We start from the raw sequence: 19,201 nt of genomic DNA, 5'->3' as shown, positions 1-19,201 counted from the left end.
CGCACTGCGTGCATTCCCAAAGGTAGATCATGTCCAAGTTTTTTATTGGCCGCCCCAATTTTGCGTGGGTGGTGGCCATCTTCATTTCGCTGGCGGGCTTGCTGGCGATTCCGTCGTTGCCGGTGTCGCAGTTTCCGGTGGTGGCGCCGCCCCAGGTGACCATTGCCGCCACCTATCCCGGCGCATCGGCCTCGGTGCTGGTGGACTCGGTGACGAGCGTCATCGAAGAAGAGCTGAACGGCGCCAAGAACATGCTGTATTACGAGTCGTCCAGCAGTTCCAGCGGCAGCGCTGAAATCACCGTCACGTTTGAACCGGGCATGGACCCGGACCTGGCGCAAGTCGACGTGCAGAACCGCATCAAGAAAGCGGAAGCACGCTTGCCACAGGCGGTAACGCAGCAGGGCTTGCAGGTGGAGCAGGCCAGCTCGAACTTCCTGATGATCTACGCCCTGACCTACAAGGGCGAAGACGCGCACAAGGACGTGGTGGGTTTGTCGGACTACGCCGCGCGTCACATCAACAACGAAATCCGCCGCGTCAAAGGCGTGGGCAAGGTGCAGTTCTTTGGCGCCGAAGCGGCCATGCGCGTGTGGATCGACCCGCAGAAGCTGCTGGGCGTGGGCCTGTCGGTGGCGGACGTCAACGCGGCCATCGCGGCACAGAACGTGCAGGTGCCGGCCGGCAGTTTCGGCAGCCGCCCCGGTTCGCCCGAGCAAGAATTGACGGCCACGCTGGCGGTCAAGGGCATGCTGGATTCGCCGGAGGAATTCGGCAACATCGTGCTGCGCGCGAATGCGGATGGCTCGGTCGTGCATCTGTCGGACGTGGCGCGGCTGGAAGTCGGGCGCCAGAGCTACGACTTTGAAACGCGGCTGAACGGCAAGAAGTCGGTGGGCGCGGCCGTGCAGCTGGCGCCGGGCGCCAACGCCATCGACACGGTCAAGGCGGTGAAGGCACGCTTGCAGGAATTGTCCGCCTCGTTCCCCGAGGACGTGGAATTCTCGGTGCCGTTCGATACCTCGCGCTTTGTCAGCGTGGCCATCACCAAGGTCGTGCATACGCTGCTGGAAGCCATGGTGCTGGTGTTCCTGGTGATGTTCCTGTTCTTGCAGAATTTCCGCTACACGCTCATCCCCACCATCGTCGTGCCGGTCTGCCTGTTGGGCACGTTCGCGGTGATGTCGGTGCTGGGCTTCTCGGTCAACATGATGACGATGTTCGGCATGGTGCTGGCCATCGGCATCCTGGTGGACGACGCCATCGTGGTGGTCGAAAACGTGGAACGCATCATGGCCGAAGAGGGCCTGCCCCCGCGCGAGGCCACGATCAAGGCCATGGAGCAGGTATCGGGCGCCATCGTCGGCATCACGCTCGTGCTGTCCGCCGTATTCCTGCCTCTGGCCTTCATGAGCGGCTCGGTGGGCGTGATCTACCAGCAGTTCTCGCTGTCGCTGGCGGTGTCGATCCTGTTCTCGGGCTTCTTGGCGCTGACCTTCACGCCTGCCTTGTGCGCCACCTTCCTCAAGCCCATCCCGAAGGGACATCACGACGAAAAGAAGGGTTTCTTTGGCGGCTTCAACCGCCTGTTCAACCGGCTGACCGGGCGCTTCGAAGCGCTGAACTCGCGGCTGGTCAAGCGCACCGGCCGCTACATGGTGATCTATGTGGCCATCGTGGCGGTGCTGGGCGTGTTGTACGTGCGCGTCCCGGAATCCTTCGTGCCGGCCGAAGATCAGGGCTACGTCATTGTTGACGTGCAGTTGCCGCCGGGCGCTACCTACAACCGCACCGACAAGGTCGTGGCGGATGTCGAGGAACACCTGATGTCGCTGGACGCCATGGGCGACGCCTTTACCGTGATGGGCTTCAGCTTTTCGGGCACCGGCCAGAACGCGGGCATTGCCTTCCCCACGCTGAAAGACTGGTCCGAGCGCGGCAAGGGCCAGGCAGCCTCGGATGTGGCGGCTGGCGTGAACGAACGCTTCGCGGTGATCCCGGACGGCTCCATCATGGCCGTGAACCCGCCGCCCATCGACGGCCTTGGCAACTCAGGCGGCTTTGCGCTGCGCCTGCAAGACCGGGGCGGCTTGGGCCGCCAAGCGCTGACCGACGCGCGCAACCAACTGCTGGCCAAGGCCAATAGCTCGCCCGTCATCGCCTACGCCATGATGGAAGGCCTGGCCGACGCACCGCAGTTGCGCCTGGACATCGACCGCCAGAAGGCCGAGGCGCTGGGCGTGGGCTTTGACACGATCAGCACGGCGATCTCGGCGGCCTATGGCTCGGCCACCGTCAACGACTTTGCCAACGCCGGGCGCTTGCAGCGCGTGGTGGTGCAGGCCGACGTGCGCGACCGCATGACGCCCGAAAGCATTCTGATGCTGAACGTGCCGAACAAGTCGGGCGGCATGGTGCCACTGTCGGCCTTCGTCAAGACCGATTGGGAAAACGGCCCCGTGCAGATCTCGCGCTACAACGGCTACCCCGCGTTCAAGATCGCGGGCGACGCGATGCCGGGGCACAGCACGGGCGAGGCCATGGCCGTGATTGAAAAGATCGTGTCCGAACTGCCCAACGGCATCGGCTATGAATGGACCGGCCTGTCGTATCAGGAAAAGTTTGCCGGTGCGCAGGCGCCCATGCTGTTCGCGCTGGCGTTTCTGGTGGTGTTCCTGCTGATGGTCGCGTTGTACGAAAGCTGGGCCATTCCGGCGTCAGTGATGTTGATCGTGCCGATCGGCGCGCTGGGTTCGGTCTTGGCGGTAACGGTGCTGGGCATGTCCAACGACGTGTATTTCAAGGTGGGCCTGATCACCATCATCGGCTTGGCGGCCAAGAACGCCATCCTTATCGTGGAGTTCGCCAAGAGCCTGCGCGAGCAGGGCCACACGCTGGCGGATGCCGCCATCCAGGCCGCCAAGCTGCGCTTTCGCCCCATTGTGATGACGTCGCTGGCGTTCATCCTGGGCGTGGTGCCCCTGGCGCTGGCCAGCGGCGCGGGCGCGGCCAGCCAGCGCGCCTTGGGCGTGGGCGTGATCGGCGGCATGCTGACCGCCACCTTGTTGGGCGTGATTTTCGTGCCCATCTTCTTTGTCTGGGTGCTGTCGCTGCTGCCGAAGAATCGCGGCAAGCCGGCCCCCGATGCCTTGCCTGCCACGCGCACGGCCGAGGAATGACCGTCATGATGCAAACTTCTTTTTCGCGCACCCTGGGCGCCTTGGTGTTGACGGCGGCGCTGGCCGGCTGCTCGATGGCGCCCGTTTATCAACGGCCTGATGCCCCCATCCCCACGCAGTTCGGCCAACCGGATGCCTCGGCGCCGTCGGCGGCCGCCACGCTGGACTGGCAGGCCTTCGTTACCGACGAACCCTTGCGCCAACTGGTGGCGCTGGCGTTGGACAATAACCGCGACCTGCGTCAGGCCGTGCTGAATATCGAAGCGGCCCGCGCGCAGTACCGCATCGAACGCGCGGACCGCCTGCCGGGCATCAACGCGCAAGGCACGGGCACGCGGCAGCGGGTGCCGGCTGACCTGAACAGCACGGGCAGTTCGGCCGTGCAAAGCAGCTATCAGGCAGGCGTTGGGCTGACCTCGTTCGAGATCGACCTGTTTGGCCGCGTGCGCAGCCTGTCGGATGCGGCGCTGCAAAGCTATCTGGCTACCGAAGAAACCGCGCACAGCACCCGCATCAGCTTGGTGGCCGAAGTGATACAGGCTTACCTCACGCGCGACAGCGCGATGCGCCGCCTGCAAGTCACCGAGCAGACGCTGGCCAGCCGCGAGGCCTCGCTGCACCTGACCGCCCAGCGGCGCCAGGCCGGCGCGGCCACGGCGCTGGACTACCAAGAGGCCTTGGGCCTGACCGAACAGGCACGCGCCGAGCGCGAGCGCATCGACCGACAGGTCCGCCAAGCCGGCAACGCGCTGGCTTTGTTGGTGGGCGTGAACGATCTGCGTCCCTACCTTCCCACGCAACTGCCCACGTCGCCCATGCTGGTGCAGGAGATTGCGGCGGGCGCGCCTTCGGAACTGCTGGAACGCCGGCCCGACATCCTGGCCGCCGAACATGAACTGCAAGCACGCAACGCCAGCATCGGCGCGGCGCGAGCGGCGTTTTTTCCCAGCATCACGCTGACGGGCCTGTTCGGTTCGTCCAGCGCCGACCTGTCCGACCTGTTCGGCGGTGGCCAACGGGCCTGGTCGTTCACGCCGCAGATCACGCTGCCCATTTTCTCGGGCGGACGCAATGTGGCCAACCTGGATCTGGCGACGGTGCGCAAGGACATCGCGGTGGCGCAGTACGAGCTGACGATCCAGACCGCGTTCAAAGAGGTGTCCGACGCGCTGGCCGCCACGGACACCTTGCGGCGCGAAGAGGCCTCGCGGCGCGCGTTGGCCGAGTCCAGCCAGGAAGCGATGCGCCTGTCGGAAGCGCGCTATCGCGGTGGGGTGGACAGTCATCTGCGCTATCTGGACGCGCAGCGCAGCGCGTTCACCGATCAGTTGACCTATATCGAGGTCAGCACGCAGCGCCAGATCGCGCTGGCGACCTTGTTCAAGGCGTTGGGTGGCGGCTGGACCGGCGTCCAGCCGCCCGTGGCGCAGGCCAACTGAGCGGCCACGCTCAAGCCTTGCGCAAGCCCGCGCGAGGCAGGGGCGCCGAAGACTGCGCGACCGGGTCTTCGGCGGGCTTGCCACGCCCGATCAGCCACGCGCACCACGCGGATACCGCGCCGGCGAACAGCACGTACAGGCAGATCAGCCACGGCTGGCCGTTGCCTGTCTTCAGCAGCGCGGTGGCGATGATGGGCGTGATACCCGAGGCGAAGATGCCCGAGAACTGATACACGAACGAGATCCCGGTGTAGCGCACCTTGGCGTCGAACAGCTCGCAGAACAGCGCGGCCTCGGGGCCATACACGGCGGCGTAGAAGATGCCGAACGGGATGATGATGGCCAGCCAGATCAGCATGACGTTGCCCTGGCTGTTCAGCATCAGCCAGAAGCCGGGAAACGACGCCAGCGCCGTGATCAGCGAGCCCCAGAAGTAGACACGCGTGCGGCCGATGCGGTCTGACAAGCGGCCGAAGAAGGGAATGAAAAAGCACATCACCAGCGCGGCCGCCATGACGCCGATCAGCGCTTCGGTGCGGGTGATCTGCACGGTCTGCGTCAGGAACGAAATGGAAAACACGCCGAACACGTTGAAGAAAACGCCATCGATATACCGCGCGCCCATGCCCTTGAACACGTTGCCGGGGTAGCGCTTGAGCATGTCGAAGAACGGAATGCGGCTTTCGGCGTTGTTGGCCTTCACCGCCGTGAATTCCGGCGTTTCCTTGATGTTCAGGCGGATGTACATGCCCACCAGCACCATGGCGGCGGACGCCACGAAGGCGATGCGCCAGCCCCAGGCCATGAACTGTTCGTCGGTCAGCAAGGTGGACAGCAGCGCCACCGTGCCGGAAGCCAGGCACAGCCCAATCGCCAGCCCGATCTGCGGCAACGACGCATAAAAGCCTTTCTTGCCCGGCGGCGCGTACTCGTAGGCCATCAACACCGCGCCGCCCCATTCACCGCCCAGGCCTATGCCCTGGAACACGCGCAGCAGCAGCAACAGGATGGGCGCCCACACGCCGATGCTGTCGTAGGTGGGCACCAGGCCGATCAGGAAGGTGGACACGCCCATGATCATCAGCGTCATCACCAGCATGCTCTTGCGGCCGATGCGGTCGCCGAAGTGGCCGAAGATCAGCCCGCCCAGCGGCCGCGTGATGAAGCCCACCGCGAAGGTGGTATAGGCCAGCATGGTGGAGACCAGCGGGTCGCCGGTGGGGAAGTACAGCTTGTTGAATACGATGCCGGCGACCACACCGTATAGAAAAAAGTCGTACCACTCGATAGTGGCGCCGATCAGCGATGCGGTGACGACCTTGCGTACCGCGGCTTCGTTTTGCTTGGGCATTGCAGTCTCCTTTGATGGGGCGGGGCGCTCTGCGGCGCCGTGCGCGGGTCTGGATTGAGCTTCGTTCGGGACATCCTTCTTGTTGATGGGGGCGATCAGGCGGCGACAAGATCCGCCCGGCGCCGGGACAGCTTGAAATCTTCCAGCATGAAATCGGCCGCGCGTTCGGCCAGCATCACCACGGGTGCGTTGGTGTTGCCCGAGACCAGCGTGGGCATGATGGAACAGTCCACCACCCGCAGTCCGGCCACGCCATGCACGCGCAGGCGTTCGTCCACCACCGCCATCGGATCGCTGCGCGGCCCCATCTTGGCCGTGCCCGAGGGGTGGAAGATGGTGGCCCCATGTTCGCGGCAGAAATGCAGGATGTCGTCATCCGTGCGCACGTCGGGGCCGGGCCGGAACTCGCGCTTCATCAACCCGGCAAGCGGCTCGGTCGCGGCCAGCCGGCGCGCATGCTTGACCGCCGCTACGGTCATGTGGCGGTCAAGCTCGGTGGAAAGATAGTTGGCTTGCATGGACGGCGGCTCGAACGGGTCCGCGCTGCGCAGCCGCACCTGGCCGCGTGATGTCGGGCGCAACTGGCAGACGGAGTACGTGCAACCTGAAAACGGATGCACCTTGCCGCCGGCCATGTCGGCCGACAGCGTGGCGAAGTGGTACTGGGTGTCGGGCGTGAGGCTGGCCGGGTCCACCCGGCAGAACAGGCCGCCCTGGTTGATGCCGACCGCCAGCGGGCCGCCTCTGAACAGCAGCCATTGCAAACCCATGCGCACGCGCCCGTGCAGGCTGCGCAACTGGTCGTTGGTGGTGATGGGCCGCGTGGTTTCGTAGATCAGCCGGATCTGCAAGTGGTCTTGCAGGTTTTCACCGACGCCGGGCAGGTCGCGCACCACGCGGATACCAAACTGGCGCAGCAGCGCGGCCGGCCCCACGCCCGAGAGTTGCAGCAACTGTGGCGATTGCAGCGCGCCCGCGCACAGCACCACCTCGCGCCGGGCGCGCAGCGTTCGTACCTGGCCGCCTTGCCTGTAGCGCACGCCGCAGGCGCGTCCGCCTTCGAACAGAATGGCCATGGCGTGGGCATCGGTTTCCACGCGCAGGTTGGGGCGGTCTTCGGCGGGCCGCAAGTAGGCCACGGCGGTGGAGCAGCGGCGGCCGTTACGCGTGGTCAGTTGGTAATAGCCCACGCCTTCCTGATCACCCGTGTTGAAGTCCCGCACCGCCGGTACGCCCAGCGTTCCGGCGGCGGCGATCATCGCTTCCACCAGCGGGTGGGGCGTCTTGATGGACGTGGCGTTCAAGGGGCCGTCCACGCCCCGGGTCAGGCCGGCGCCCAGGTCGTTGTTTTCCAGTTTGCGAAAGTAGGGCAGGCAGTCGTCCCAGCCCCAGCCGGGGTTGCCCGCGCGCGCCCAAGCGTCGTAGTCGGCGCGCTGGCCGCGTATGTAGATCAGGCCGTTGATGGCGCTGGAGCCGCCCAGGGTGCGCCCGCGCGGCCAGTAGATGCGGCGGCCCAGCATGTTGGGGTCGGGGTCGGTGTAGTAGCCCCAGTTCACCACCTTGTGGAACATGGTCTTGCCGTAGCCGATGGGAATGTGGATCCAGGGGTAGGTGTCCCTGGGGCCCGCTTCCAGCAGGCAGACGGCGTGCGCGCCGTCGGCGCTAAGCCGATTGGCCATCACGCATCCGGCCGAGCCGGCGCCCACCACGATGACATCCACGGTATCGGACATATCGCCTTGTCTCCTTGTTGTCGTGCCGCCTGTTCCCAAGCGACCCGCACCGCAACCCGCACCACGCCCTGACGGCGCGTTTTCCCTGCTTGTTGCGGCGGGGCGCACTTATATACTGGCTCGATCCCATCCGGTGTTGATGCGGGAACCGGCTGGACATCTGTGGCGATTCTAGAAAGCAGGCGCGTAGAACAAAGCACAACGCGCGTGGGGGCGGACAAATGGAACGGAACATGCAACTTCGGTTTCAAAATCGCAGTGCAGCATCGGCGTCCAAGCCGGTGACGGGAGCGCAGTCAACTGAAGGCGACACGCCCGAACAGCAACAAGAGGCCGCGCGTTCGCTGCGTGCCCTGGTGGTGCTGGAACACCTGGCGCGCGCCCAGCATCCGCCCACCTTGGCGCAGCTTGCACAGCGCTTGAACATGCCCAAGACCACGCTGATGCGGCTGCTGGCCGCCATGCAGCGCGCCGGCTTCGTGGCGTCCACGCCCACCGAACATGGCTTTGTGCCGGGGCCGCAAGCCACGTCACTGGCGCTGGCCACCTTGCACGCGTCGGCCTTTACACGCGCCTGCCGCGCGGTGCTGGCGCAACTGGTCGGCACCCTGGGTGAAACCTGCAACTTGACCGCGCCCGACGGCGACCGCGTGGTCTATATGGAGCGCGTGGAAACGTCGGAACCCTTGCGGCTGTTCTTCGCGGTGGGCAGCCATGTGCCCATGCATTGCACGGCCAGCGGCAAGCTGTTCCTGGCGTCCATGAACCGGCTGGAACGGGGCCGCGTGGTGGCCCGCTTGCCGCTGACGCGCAACACGCCGCGCACCCTGACCGACCCCGTGCAATTGGAAGAAGAACTGGAACGCCTGGCCGCGCGCGGCATTGGTATCGACAACGAAGAATTCGTGCGCGGCATGAGCGCGGTGGCGGTGCCCGTGAAAGACGCCGAGGACCGGGTGGTGGCGGCCGTGGCCTGCCACGCGCCCACGGCCCGGGTCATGCTGGACGATTTGCTGCGCGCCGTGCCGGTGCTGCAACGCGCGGCGCAATCGTTGCACGATGTGCTGGCGCTGCATCGGCCGGGGGCTTGATGCTCCGACGGCGCGGCGGGCGATCCCGCGGCGGGCGATCTCGCGGCGGGCGGTCCCGCGGCGAATAACCGGCGCGGCACCCGACGTGCTCAACACGTGACCTTTAAGGCGTACCCCCTTAAGGCCTGATCCTTAATGCGTGATCTTGCCGCCGCTGACCATCCAGCGCGTGCCAAAGCGGTCCAGCAACGCGCCATACGCGTCTGCCCAGAATGTTTTCTGCAATGGCATCGTCACGTTGCCGCCGTCGGCCAATTGGTCGAACACGCGCTGGGCGTCGGATACCGTGGGGTAGACCAGGGCCAGCGCAATGCCCTGCTTGCCGGGATAGGGATGGCCGCTGGTGGCGTCGCTGCCCAGCAGCGTCTGCTCGTCCAGTACCAGGCGCGCCACCATGACACGCTCGGCGTCCTCGGGTGACAAGGCAGGCATCGCCGCGTCCGACGGCGCGTCGGCGTAGCGGATCAGCGTTTCAAGGCGGCCGCCCAGCACGCGCTCGTAGAAGCGCATGGCGTCCGCGCAGTTGCCATCAAAGCTGAGATAGGCGGATAGCTGGGGCATGATGTTTCCTTTTTTTGGGGGGCGGGTGCGCGCTGCGCTGCCGCACTATGATGGAAAACCCGGCCCACGGTACCCGAAGAAGCCGGCAAAGTACGCACTGTAGCCGCTTGACGGCAAATTCTGCCTGACAGCGGCCTTCACAAAGGAAAAAATGGCATGAGCACGGTCAAACTGCTATCGGACGACGAAGTCCGTAAAAGCCCTCAGGCATGGGCGGTGTTTGAAGACATCCGGGCGACGCGCAAGTCAGATTTCGTGAATAATTTCTGGCGCGCGCTGGCGAACGATCCCCCGCAATTGCAGCGCGTGTGGGCGCAGTTGAAGCAGGTCATGATGGCCGACGGCGAACTGTCGCCGCTGGTGCGCGAGATGATCTATATCGCCGTGTCCACCGCCAACGGTTGCTCGTACTGCGTGCACTCGCACACGGCGGCGGCCAAGGCCCGGGGCATGACCGACGGCCAACATGCCGAACTGCTTTCCGTGATTGGCATGGCGGCGCAGACCAACGCGATGGTGACGGCCATGCAGGTGCCGGTGGATGCCGCGTTCGACGTCGGCGCTTCCGTCAACGTTTCCGACACCCAATAAGGAGCCGGCCATGGCGCTGATTCCGCTGTTTCCCTTATCCAACGCGCTGTTTCCCGCTGGCGTGCTGCATCTGCGCATTTTCGAGGTGCGCTATCTGGATATGATCCGCCGCTGCATCGCGGATGGCAGCGAGTTCGGCGTGGTGGGCTTGCTGGCGGGCAACGAAGTGCGTTCGCCCGAGGGCGTCGAGACGCTTGCGCCGCTGGGCACCATGGCGCGCATCGCCTCGTGGGATGCGCCCATGCCCGCCTTGCTGCAAGTGCGCTGTATTGGCGGCAGCCGGTTCCGGCTGCTTTCCAGCGAAGTGGCAAAATACGGCCTTTGGATGGGCCAGGCCGAGCCCATTGCCGACGATCCGCCCACGCCCGTGCCGGCATCCATGCAGCCCAGCGCCGACGCGCTGGGGCGCCTGGTGGCGCAATGGCAGCAAGAGGGCGTGCCTGCCGACAAGATGCCGATTGCGCCGCCATTCCGGCTGGACGACAGCGGTTGGGTGGCGGACCGCTGGTGCGAACTGCTGCCGCTGCCGCCCGACGACAAGACCCGTCTGCTGGGCCTGACGGACCCGGTGGCGCGGCTGGCGGCGGTTCAGGATTTTCTGCGCGGCCAGGGGCTGACGTAGCGTCGGCCCGACAAGATCAACGAATTGGACACCATGGAAATCAGGATAGACGAGGGCCTGCGCGCCTACATAGACCCCTTGACCGAAGACGAGCACGAGGCGCTTGAGCGTAGCCTGCTGGCCGAAGGCTGCCGCGATGCGCTGGTGCTGTGGGGCGACCTGCTGGTGGACGGGCACAACCGCTACGCCTTGTGCAAGAAGCACGGCATTGAATTCCAGACGCGCCAGAACACCACGTTCAAGTCGATGGAAGACGTGCATCTGTGGATGATCGAAAACCATCTGGGACGCCGCAGCGTGTCGGACTTCCAGCGCGGCGTGCTGGCGCTGCGCAAGAAGGAAATTTTGCTGGCGCGCACGCCGCCCGAGGCCGCGGCCGACGCACCGCCTGCGGATGGGTCGCCGCCCTGGGATGAGGACGACGGCGCGCCCGCCGCCGATGGAGCGCCGCGCCTGCCGCCCAACATGTCATGGACGCCGCCTGTGCCCAGCCGGCAGGCGCTGGCGCGCGCCGCGCGCATCAGCAGCAATACCCTGGGGCAGATCGAAAAGATCCAGAAAGCCGCCGCGCCGGAACTGGTGCGCGCCGTGAAAGAGGGCGCCATTTCCATCAATGCGGCAGCGGCGGTGGCGTCGTTGCCGCCCGAGCGTCAGGCGGCGGCGGTGGCGGGCGGCAAGAAAGAACTGCAACAGGCCGCGCGCGAAGTGCGCTTGGCCAAGGCGCCGCCGCCCCGCGAAGCCCCGCCCGAAGTGCCCATCGAACACATCGCCGACCTGCCGGCGGAAGTGGCGCGCTTGCGCGGGGTGCTGGCGCGCATTACGGAAGAGCGCGATCAGCTGAAAAAGAAGGTAGTGCACCTGACGATCGCGCTGTCGGAAGCGCGGGGGGCGAATAACGGGGGGGATGATTGAGCGACGGTAATCACGAATAAGGGATAACCCTTAACGAGGTTATGCAAGAAAAAAATTCCTGATTGGCTGGGAATTTATATCGTTTTGAGGAAAGCTGCGCGGGGCCTTGTAATGCGTATTCGCTTAACCGCTTGACGCATTCACCCTCTCGACTTTCTTATGACTCCCATCGGATTTCGCATTCTTTCGCGGTCGGCGCCGGCCGTGGCCGCCGACGTGCTGGCCAGCTTTGCCGATATCGGCTCCGCCCAGATCAGCGACTGCATGAATCGCCTGTACGGCGTATCGGGCCTGCGCCCGATGCATGGCGGCACGCGCCGCATGGTTGGCCTGGCGCTGACCGTCAAGACCCGTCCCGGTGACAACCTGTTGATCCATCAGGCGATTTCGATGGGCGGCGCGGGCGATGTCATCGTTGTCGATGGCGCGGGCGACGCCAGTAACGCGCTGGTCGGCGAACTGATGATGATGGACGCGCAGTCGCGCGGCATCGCGGGCTTTGTCATCGACGGCGCGGTGCGCGACGTGGACGTCTTTGGTCAAGGCGAATTCGGCTGCTTCGCGCGTGCCGTGTCGCACAAGGGCCCTTACAAGGACGGCCCGGGCGAAATCAACGTGCCGGTGTCCGTGGGCGGGCAGGTGGTCAACGCGGGCGATGTGGTCGTGGGCGATGCCGACGGCGTGGTGGTGATTCCCGCCGAACACGCCGCCGCCGTGTTGGCATTGGCGCAAAAGAAGGAAGCCGACGAAGCCGTGGCCAAGGAAAAGCTGCGCGCCGGCACCTACACCAAGCCGTGGTTGGCAAAGACCATTGCCGAGAAGACGGGCGGCGCCAAATGAGCATCATTGCCGACCGCATCAAGCGCATCAAGCTGTCGCCCAGCGTTGCCGCGCGCGCCATCATTGCCGAACTGCGCGAGCAAGGCCGCCGGATCATCGACCTGACGATCGGCGAACCCGACTTTTCAACGCCGGAACATATTCGCCAGGCCGCCACCGCCGCGATGAACCGCGGCGAAACCAAATACCCGCCTGCCCAGGGCACGGCGGCGTTGCGCCGTGCCGCGCGCGGCCATTTGCAAGCCGCCACGGGCGTGGACTATCCCGTGGCGCGGATCATCGTGAGCACCGGCGCCAAGCAGGTGATTTTCAATGGCCTGGCCGCCACGCTGAATGACGGCGACGAGGTGCTGATTCCCGCGCCGTTCTGGGTCTCGTACCCCGACATGGTGTTGGTGAACGGCGGGGTGCCGGTTGTGGTGCGGACCTTGCCGGCCACGGACTACAAGCTCACGCCCCAGGCGCTAGAACAAGCCATCACGCCGCGTACCAAGTGGTTGATGATGAACGCGCCCAGCAACCCCACGGGCTCGGTCTATACCGCTGATGAATTGCGCGGGCTGACCGAGGTGCTCAAGCGCCATCCGCACGTCTGGCTGATGACGGACGATATCTACGCCCGGCTCAATTTCACCGACGCGCCGACGGTGCACCCGCTGCAGGTGGCGCCCGAACTTGCCGACCGCACGCTGGTGATCAACGGCGTGTCCAAGGCCTACGCCATGACGGGCTGGCGCATCGGCTATGGCGCGGGGCCCGACGAATTGATCAAGGCGATGGCGATACTGCAATCCCAAAGCACGTCGGGCGCGTCGTCGGTCAGCCAGGCGGCGGCGCTGGAGGCCTTGTCCGGCCCACAGGACTGCGTGACCGAATTCGCCAAGGTTTTCAAAACGCGCCGCGACCTGGCGGTTGCCGAGCTGTCCGGTACGCAGGGCCTGAGCATCGTCGTGCCGCAAGGCGCGTTCTACGTATTTCCGGACTGCTCGGGCCTGCTGGGTAAAAAAACGCCCGCTGGCGACGTGATCGCCACCGACACCGACCTGACGCATTACCTGCTGCGCGAGGCGGGCGTGGCCGTGATCGACGGCAACGCCTATGGCGCGCCGGGCACGTTCCGGCTGTCGTTTGCCGCGTCGCTGGAAGATATCAAGCAAGGATGTTCCGCCATTCGCGAGGCCTGCGCCAAGCTGGCCTGAACACGGCGCCTCGCTACGCTAGACCGTTTGACCACCACACAACACACAAGGGGAATCAACCATGAAACGCCACACTTTCTTCGCGGCCTGCCTGGGCCTGGTCACACTGACGCTGGGCGCCGCCGCGCAAGCGGATCAAGTCGACGACATCAAGGCGCGCGGCGAACTCGTCTGCGGCACGCTGGGCACGTCGCAACCGTTCAGCTTCCAGGACGGCGCCACCCGCCAGTTGGTGGGCTATGACGTGGACGTGTGCAAGCTCGTCGCCGACAAGCTGGGCGTGAAGATCAGCTACAAGCTGCTGTCGGTGGCGGCGCGCGTGCCGGAATTGAACGAAGGGCGCGTGGACATCCTGGCCGCCAACCTTGGTTATTCGCCGGATCGCGCTGAACAGATTTCCTTCAGCCACGCTTACTACGTCAGCCCGCAAAAGCTGTTGGTGCGCAAGGACTCGGGCCTGGACAGCATCGAAGCGCTGAACGGTCACCGCATTGGCGCCACCAAGGGCTCCAGCTCGGAGCGCGAGATCAAGCGCATCCTGGACAAGTCCAAGGTGATTGGTTATGGCGACAGTTCGGCCACCTACCTGGCCTTGCAGCAAAAGAAGGTGGATGCGCAGTTTGCGTCCGAGCTGGTGCTGGTGCGCCTGGTGCTGCAAAGCCCGCCGACGGCGCCCGTCAGCGTGATCGGCAAGTCAGTGTTTGACGAACCCTGGGGCTTGGGCGTGCGCAAGTCCGAGCCGCGCATGCTGCAAACCGTGAACCAGGCGCTGGACGAAGCCGAAAGCTCGGGCGAGGCGGCCAAGCTGTTCGACAAGTGGTTCGGCCCCACCACGCCCTACAAGCTGGAACGCGGGTTCAAGATCGGCCCCATCGCCGGCTGATGGTCGCGCAACCGCCAAGGGCCGACGCTTTATGAGCTTGCTAGATGCATCCCAATACCAACTGCTGCTCAGCGGCATGGTGGTTACCGTGCAACTGTTCCTGGTGGCGTGGGTCATGGCCTTCGCCATCGCGGTGACGCTGGTGGTGGTGCGGGCCACCAACCTGGCGCCATGCCGCTGGGTGGTGGACGCTTATGTTGAATACCACCGCAACGTGCCGCTGTTGGTGCAGGTGTTGTTCTGGTATTTCGGCATGCCCGAACTGCTTCCCGAAGGGCTGCGCTTGTGGCTCTATGATCACAACGCGGAAATGTCGCTGGCGGCGATTGCGCTGGCGCTCGGTTCGGCGGCGTACATCGCCGAAGACATCCGCAGCGGCTTGCGTGCCATACCCTGGACGCAGTTCGAGGCGGCGCGCGCGCTGGGCGCAAGCTACCTGCAATGCATGCGTTACGTGATCGTGCCGCAGGCGCTGCGCATATCCATTCCGCCGCTGGTTGGCCGCGCGTTGCTGCTGTTCAAGAACACCAGCGTTGCGATGGCGATCGGCGTGATGGAGCTAACCTATCAGGCACGCGAAATTGAAAATGAAACCTATCGCACCTTCGCCACCTTCGGCGCGGCCACGATCATGTACCTGCTGGGATCGTTCCTGATCATGGCGGTGGGGTCGCGCATCTACGCCCGTTATCGTCTGAATCGCGGAGGCCACGGTGCTTGATCTGCTGATGCAATACTGGCCGACGCTGCTGGTCGGCCAATACCCCAACGGGCCTTTGGGCGGGCTGGCGCTGACGCTGATCCTGGCGGCGCTGGGGCTGTTGATGTCCTTACCATTGGCGCTGCTGATCGCGCTGGCCCGAGTCAGCCCATTCGGCGCGTTGCGGGGCGCCAGCAAGGCGCTGGTCAACGTGGTGCGCGGCATGCCGCTGCTGATGCTGATCTTCTGGGCGTACTTCGTGGTGCCCAAGTTGACGGGGCAGGTGGTCAGCGGTTTCTGGACGCTGATCTTTGCGCTGGTGGTCTATGAAAGCGCCTACTTGTCCGAGGTGATCCGCTCGGGCATCGAGGCGGTGCCGCGCGGCCAGATTGAAGCGTCGCGTTCGCTGGGCGTGGGCTACTGGACGACGATGCGCAAGGTGGTGCTGCCCCAGGCGCTGTTCAACGTGCTGCCCAGCATGACGAGCCAGTTCGTTTCCACGATCAAGGAAACGTCCTTGGGCTACGTCATCAGCGTCAACGAGCTGACCTTCGCGGCCAATCAGGTCAACAACCTGGTGCTGACCCAGCCGCTGCAGGTGTTCGGCATCCTGGCCATCATCTATTTTCTGGTGTGCTTCAGCCTGAGTCGCGGCTTGAGCTGGCTGGACCTGCATATCCGCCGCTCGCGCGCCATGGCTTAACGGAAAGAATCATGATCAAGCTTGAAAAAGTGAACAAGTGGTACGGCGCCCATCATGTGCTGCGGGACGTGGACCTGTCCGTGGCGCGTGGCGAAGTGCTGGTGGTGTGCGGGCCGTCGGGCTCGGGCAAGTCGACCATGATCCGCACGGTGAATCGGTTGGAGCCTATTGAGAAAGGCCGCATCCTGATCGACGGCGCGGACATCTACCAGAAGGGCGCGAACCTGAACGCGCTGCGTCAGAAGATCGGCTTCGTATTCCAGCAGTTCAACCTGTTCCCGCACATGAGCGTGCTGGAAAACGTGATCTTCGCGCCGGTCAATATCCGCAAGCAGCCGCGCAAGGAAGCCCTGGAACTGGCGCGTGCGCTGCTTGATCGGGTGGGGTTGCTGAACAAGATCGACGCCTACCCTGGTGCGCTGTCGGGCGGCCAGCAGCAGCGCGTGGCGATTGCGCGCGCCTTGGCGTTGCAGCCGCCGGTGATGTTGTTCGATGAGCCGACCAGCGCGCTCGACCCTGAAATGGTCGGCGAGGTGCTGCAAGTGATGAAGGGCCTGGCCAAAGACGGCATGACGATGGTATGCGTGACCCACGAAATGGGCTTTGCGCGCGACGTCTGCGATCGGGTCGTCTTCATGGATGGTGGCGAGATTCTTGAGGTGGATACGCCCGAGCGCTTTTTCAGCGCGCCCTCGCATCCGCGCGCACAGCGCTTTCTGGCCGACATCCTGCACCCACGCGGCTAGCGTCGTGGCGGCGATGGTAACGTGAGGGCTTTCATGCGTTTCGCATCCACCGCCGCGATGTACACCCTTAAACAGCTAGAGGCTTTTTACTGGAGCGCCGAGCTAGGCAGCTTCAGCGCATCTTCCCGGAAACTGCACACCACGCAATCGGCGGTGGCCAAGCGGGTAGGGGAATTGGAAGCCTTCGCCGGGTCGCCGTTATTCGAGCGCCGGGCCAAAAAGCTGTTCATGACGCCTCAAGGGCGCAAGCTGTTTGAGCTGGCGCGTGAAATGCTGGACCTGAATAGCCGCATCGTGCAAAACATGGCCGACCCGGCCAGTTTCGAAGGCGTGATACGGCTGGGGGTGACCGAGCTGGTCGGCATGACGTGGCTGGCGCGGCTGATCAATCAGATCAGCTTGCGCTACCCGCGCGTACAACTGATGCCCGAGATCGACGGCGGCATTACGTTGTACGAAAGGTTGGACCAAGACCAACTGGACTTGGCCATCATGCCTGGCCCGTTCTGGAGCTATCAATACGAGGGCACCCATCTGGGCGCCGTCACCAACGTCTGGATGGCCAGCCCGGCGCTGGATATCGATTTGCAGGCGCGTTTGTCGCCCCAGGATCTGGCGCCGTATCCGGTGATTTCGCAGCCGACCAATTCCGCCTTGTCGCATCTGTACGACGCCTGGTTCGCGGAACAGGGCTTGTCGGTCAAACGGGTGTTGACCTGCAACAGCTTGGGGATGATGGCGCAACTGACGATGCTGGGGCTGGGCATCAGTTATCTGCCTGGGGCCTACTTCGCGCCACTGGTCGAGCGCGGCGCGCTATGTCAGCTGGATGTGCAGCCAGACCTGCCCACCATCAATTACTACGCGGTGCACAAGAAGAACATCGTCAACCCGATCGTGTCACGGGTGATCGAGATCGCGCGCGAGGAATGCGCGTTTGAAGTGGCGGGGGCCTTCCTGCCCCACGTGCCGCCCACGCCGCCCGCCGCGTTACCGGACGAAGCCTGAGGCGGCCGGCGATGTCAGGCGCCGGCCGGTCCGGGGCGGGGTGGGTTCCTTGCAGGGCTTGTTGGGGGGGTAGATCAACCGCAGCGAATGGCGGTCATGACGTCTTTGTCATCCACGATCAGGTTCAAACGGGTGGCGTTGTATTCCATGGTGACGAGTTGGCCGGGGCGCAGGATGCGGGCGGTGGTACTGCCGCTGCGGGTACGCAGGTCTTCCATCGAGGACGTGGTGGCCTTTTGGCCAATTTGCGATTGCAGCGCGGCCGCATCGCAGGTTTTGCTACCGTAGCCCGGCATGGCCGAGCCCGACCCACCATAGGAAGCACCGCCCGACGAGCTGGCGCCGGACGAGGATGAAGAGCTGGAGGAGCTGGAGGCTGCCGGTGCGCTGGACGACGACGTTCCAGTGTTGGCGCATGCGGTCAGGCTGGCAACCAGAATGAAAGGGATCAGCTTGCGGATCATGTATCGCTCCTTACAACTTCACGACGAAAAAAGCCATGATAGACCAGCCTAGGCGCGCTGTAATCTGGCGTTGCGGCGGCGCGCCAAAAAGTGAAAAGCCCGCGTTGAAATGTGATCAAGGCGGGCTGCGATGGCGTAGCAGGGGATGCTGAATCAGCTTGGGTCGGGCAAGGTGGGATAAGCACGGCGTGCAGTGGTCGGCTGACGGGCGTAGGCTTCCAGTCTGGCCCAGTCTTCCTCGGTGACCACCGGGATGCCCTTCATGGATATCTTGAACACATGCCCCGGCTTCGTGCGGTGCATGGTTGTGGTGGTGGCGATGCGTTTCGATGTGGTTTGATCAGCCATTGAGACCTCCTCCCGACATGACTTTTGTACCGAAGCAGGGTACTAGCTTTTCCCAGGAGGCGCTATGGGGCGCCAAGTCGAAAACCATCAGCCTTTGTGTCCCTTTCCTGATCCACCACGCTTCGTCCGCAGCCAGCACTTCCTGCACTGTCGCGCATTCCGACAACCGCGCTTCGCCTGATGTTTCTTCGGGAAGCAGGCGAGCATCAAAGCCCAGTCTGGGCCAGATTTGATAGCCGATATAGCGGTCGGGGTAACCGATACCGCCTGCTGCGATCAGTGAAATTTTAGACAGCCCCCATAAATAGGCTGTGATGGCGCAGAGCGCGAAGGCGATCCGTCCCAGGTAGCGTGGTGCCAAGCTGGCGTTCAGATAGTAGTAGTCGATGTGGAGTGCGTAGCGCGCCGCCCGGGGCGGTCGGCTTTGCTCCGTGTACAGCCCGATTCTGTTTTTGTAGGGCGCCTGAATAAGACGATTGTTGATAACGGTGAAGTACAGTCCGGCCGGCGCGTCATCCGGCCCTGCTTTTCGTTCCGCCTGTTGATGCACACGGCTGCCGTTGAAAATGGAAAGCAAATGGGTCAATTCCAGAACGGAGATATCGCCAAAGGGCATGGAAAACACGTTGTCCGGCAGCAGGCGAATACCGTCAAACCGGATCTGCTGTCCGTTTAGATGTTGGTGCACGACGGGATGCAGCATCAGTTGCTGATGAAGTTCGGCCAGGCGCTCCCGATAAAAGCGCGATCGCGGCGGTGACATGCTGAGTCCTCGAGGGGGCGTTGATAGAGGCGCAGAGCATAGGCCGCTCGAGCATAGTGGAGCGGGCG

The 19,201-nt window shown here is 64.3% G+C and carries 19 protein-coding genes; 13 read left to right on the top strand and 6 right to left on the bottom strand.

What is annotated here, in order from left to right:
• Positions 1-29: 29 nt before the first annotated feature.
• Both P8T11_RS06865 and P8T11_RS06860 read left to right on the top strand, forming a co-directional pair.
• The gene (locus P8T11_RS06865) at positions 30-3,179 is read left to right on the top strand and encodes an efflux RND transporter permease subunit (protein ID WP_268077653.1); all 3,150 of its coding nucleotides are present in this window, start codon (positions 30-32) and stop codon (positions 3,177-3,179) included.
• Positions 3,180-3,184: 5 nt separating this feature from the next.
• Complete coding sequence (locus tag P8T11_RS06860) at positions 3,185-4,618, top strand: efflux transporter outer membrane subunit (RefSeq protein ID WP_268077654.1); 1,434 nt, start codon at positions 3,185-3,187, stop codon at positions 4,616-4,618.
• Positions 4,619-4,628: 10 nt separating this feature from the next.
• Here the strand turns inward: P8T11_RS06860 and P8T11_RS06855 are convergent, their stop codons facing one another.
• Together P8T11_RS06855 and P8T11_RS06850 are read right to left on the bottom strand one after the other, a co-directional pair.
• Complete coding sequence (locus tag P8T11_RS06855; protein WP_268077655.1) at positions 4,629-5,969, bottom strand: MFS transporter; 1,341 nt, start codon at positions 5,967-5,969, stop codon at positions 4,629-4,631.
• A gap of 95 nt (positions 5,970-6,064) precedes the next feature.
• Positions 6,065-7,702: a GMC family oxidoreductase gene (locus tag P8T11_RS06850; protein WP_268077656.1), complete on the bottom strand. Its 1,638-nt coding sequence runs from the start codon at positions 7,700-7,702 to the stop codon at positions 6,065-6,067.
• Positions 7,703-7,923: 221 nt separating this feature from the next.
• Here P8T11_RS06850 and P8T11_RS06845 point away from each other — a divergent pair, with 221 nt between their 5' ends.
• Positions 7,924-8,793: an IclR family transcriptional regulator gene (locus P8T11_RS06845; protein ID WP_268077657.1), complete on the top strand. Its 870-nt coding sequence runs from the start codon at positions 7,924-7,926 to the stop codon at positions 8,791-8,793.
• 132 nt (positions 8,794-8,925) lie between these two features.
• On the opposite strand, the gene P8T11_RS06840 is transcribed toward P8T11_RS06845, so the two are convergent.
• On the bottom strand, positions 8,926-9,354 hold the full coding sequence (locus P8T11_RS06840; RefSeq protein ID WP_050446599.1) for a VOC family protein: 429 nt from the start codon (positions 9,352-9,354) through the stop codon (positions 8,926-8,928).
• 156 nt (positions 9,355-9,510) lie between these two features.
• Between P8T11_RS06840 and P8T11_RS06835 the strand changes: the two genes are divergently transcribed.
• The 10 genes from P8T11_RS06835 to P8T11_RS06790 all read left to right on the top strand — a co-directional run bounded on the left by P8T11_RS06835 (position 9,511) and on the right by P8T11_RS06790 (position 17,558).
• The gene (locus P8T11_RS06835) at positions 9,511-9,945 is read left to right on the top strand and encodes a carboxymuconolactone decarboxylase family protein (protein ID WP_268077658.1); all 435 of its coding nucleotides are present in this window, start codon (positions 9,511-9,513) and stop codon (positions 9,943-9,945) included.
• 10 nt (positions 9,946-9,955) lie between these two features.
• Entirely contained in the window at positions 9,956-10,567 is a 612-nt protein-coding gene (locus P8T11_RS06830; RefSeq protein ID WP_259248154.1) for an LON peptidase substrate-binding domain-containing protein, read from the top strand.
• 33 nt (positions 10,568-10,600) lie between these two features.
• Positions 10,601-11,479, top strand: a complete 879-nt coding sequence (locus P8T11_RS06825; protein ID WP_268077659.1) for a hypothetical protein — start codon at positions 10,601-10,603, stop codon at positions 11,477-11,479.
• Between the two features lie 159 nt (positions 11,480-11,638).
• The gene (locus P8T11_RS06820) at positions 11,639-12,319 is read left to right on the top strand and encodes an RraA family protein (protein ID WP_268077660.1); all 681 of its coding nucleotides are present in this window, start codon (positions 11,639-11,641) and stop codon (positions 12,317-12,319) included.
• The gene (locus P8T11_RS06815) at positions 12,316-13,518 is read left to right on the top strand and encodes an aminotransferase class I/II-fold pyridoxal phosphate-dependent enzyme (RefSeq protein ID WP_268077661.1); all 1,203 of its coding nucleotides are present in this window, start codon (positions 12,316-12,318) and stop codon (positions 13,516-13,518) included. The genes P8T11_RS06820 and P8T11_RS06815 overlap by 4 nt, the downstream gene beginning before the upstream one ends.
• Positions 13,519-13,579: 61 nt before the next feature.
• A complete protein-coding gene (locus P8T11_RS06810) occupies positions 13,580-14,401 on the top strand; it encodes an ABC transporter substrate-binding protein (RefSeq protein ID WP_268077662.1) in 822 nt (273 codons plus the stop codon).
• A 31-nt stretch (positions 14,402-14,432) separates the two neighbouring features.
• Positions 14,433-15,122: an amino acid ABC transporter permease gene (locus tag P8T11_RS06805; RefSeq protein WP_268077663.1), complete on the top strand. Its 690-nt coding sequence runs from the start codon at positions 14,433-14,435 to the stop codon at positions 15,120-15,122.
• A complete protein-coding gene (locus P8T11_RS06800; RefSeq protein ID WP_268077664.1) occupies positions 15,115-15,804 on the top strand; it encodes an amino acid ABC transporter permease in 690 nt (229 codons plus the stop codon). Before P8T11_RS06805 ends, P8T11_RS06800 begins: the two co-directional genes overlap by 8 nt.
• Before the next feature lie 11 nt (positions 15,805-15,815).
• The gene (locus P8T11_RS06795) at positions 15,816-16,550 is read left to right on the top strand and encodes an amino acid ABC transporter ATP-binding protein (protein WP_268077665.1); all 735 of its coding nucleotides are present in this window, start codon (positions 15,816-15,818) and stop codon (positions 16,548-16,550) included.
• 33 nt (positions 16,551-16,583) lie between these two features.
• The gene (locus tag P8T11_RS06790; RefSeq protein WP_268077666.1) at positions 16,584-17,558 is read left to right on the top strand and encodes a LysR family transcriptional regulator; all 975 of its coding nucleotides are present in this window, start codon (positions 16,584-16,586) and stop codon (positions 17,556-17,558) included.
• Between the two features lie 74 nt (positions 17,559-17,632).
• Here P8T11_RS06790 and P8T11_RS06785 read toward each other — a convergent pair whose 3' ends face one another.
• From P8T11_RS06785 to P8T11_RS06775, 3 genes are all read right to left on the bottom strand, one after another.
• The gene (locus tag P8T11_RS06785) at positions 17,633-18,022 is read right to left on the bottom strand and encodes an I78 family peptidase inhibitor (protein ID WP_050446590.1); all 390 of its coding nucleotides are present in this window, start codon (positions 18,020-18,022) and stop codon (positions 17,633-17,635) included.
• Between the two features lie 153 nt (positions 18,023-18,175).
• Complete coding sequence (locus tag P8T11_RS06780) at positions 18,176-18,370, bottom strand: hypothetical protein (protein WP_268077667.1); 195 nt, start codon at positions 18,368-18,370, stop codon at positions 18,176-18,178.
• The gene (locus tag P8T11_RS06775; protein ID WP_268077668.1) at positions 18,363-19,133 is read right to left on the bottom strand and encodes a hypothetical protein; all 771 of its coding nucleotides are present in this window, start codon (positions 19,131-19,133) and stop codon (positions 18,363-18,365) included. Before P8T11_RS06775 ends, P8T11_RS06780 begins: the two co-directional genes overlap by 8 nt.
• Between the last annotated feature and the right edge of the window lie 68 nt (positions 19,134-19,201).

This window comes from Achromobacter spanius (assembly GCF_029637605.1).
GTDB lineage: Bacteria > Pseudomonadota > Gammaproteobacteria > Burkholderiales > Burkholderiaceae_B > Achromobacter > Achromobacter spanius_E.
The sequence above is the reverse complement of the archived record's forward strand: the minus strand, read 5'-3'. Positions and strand labels throughout refer to the sequence as shown.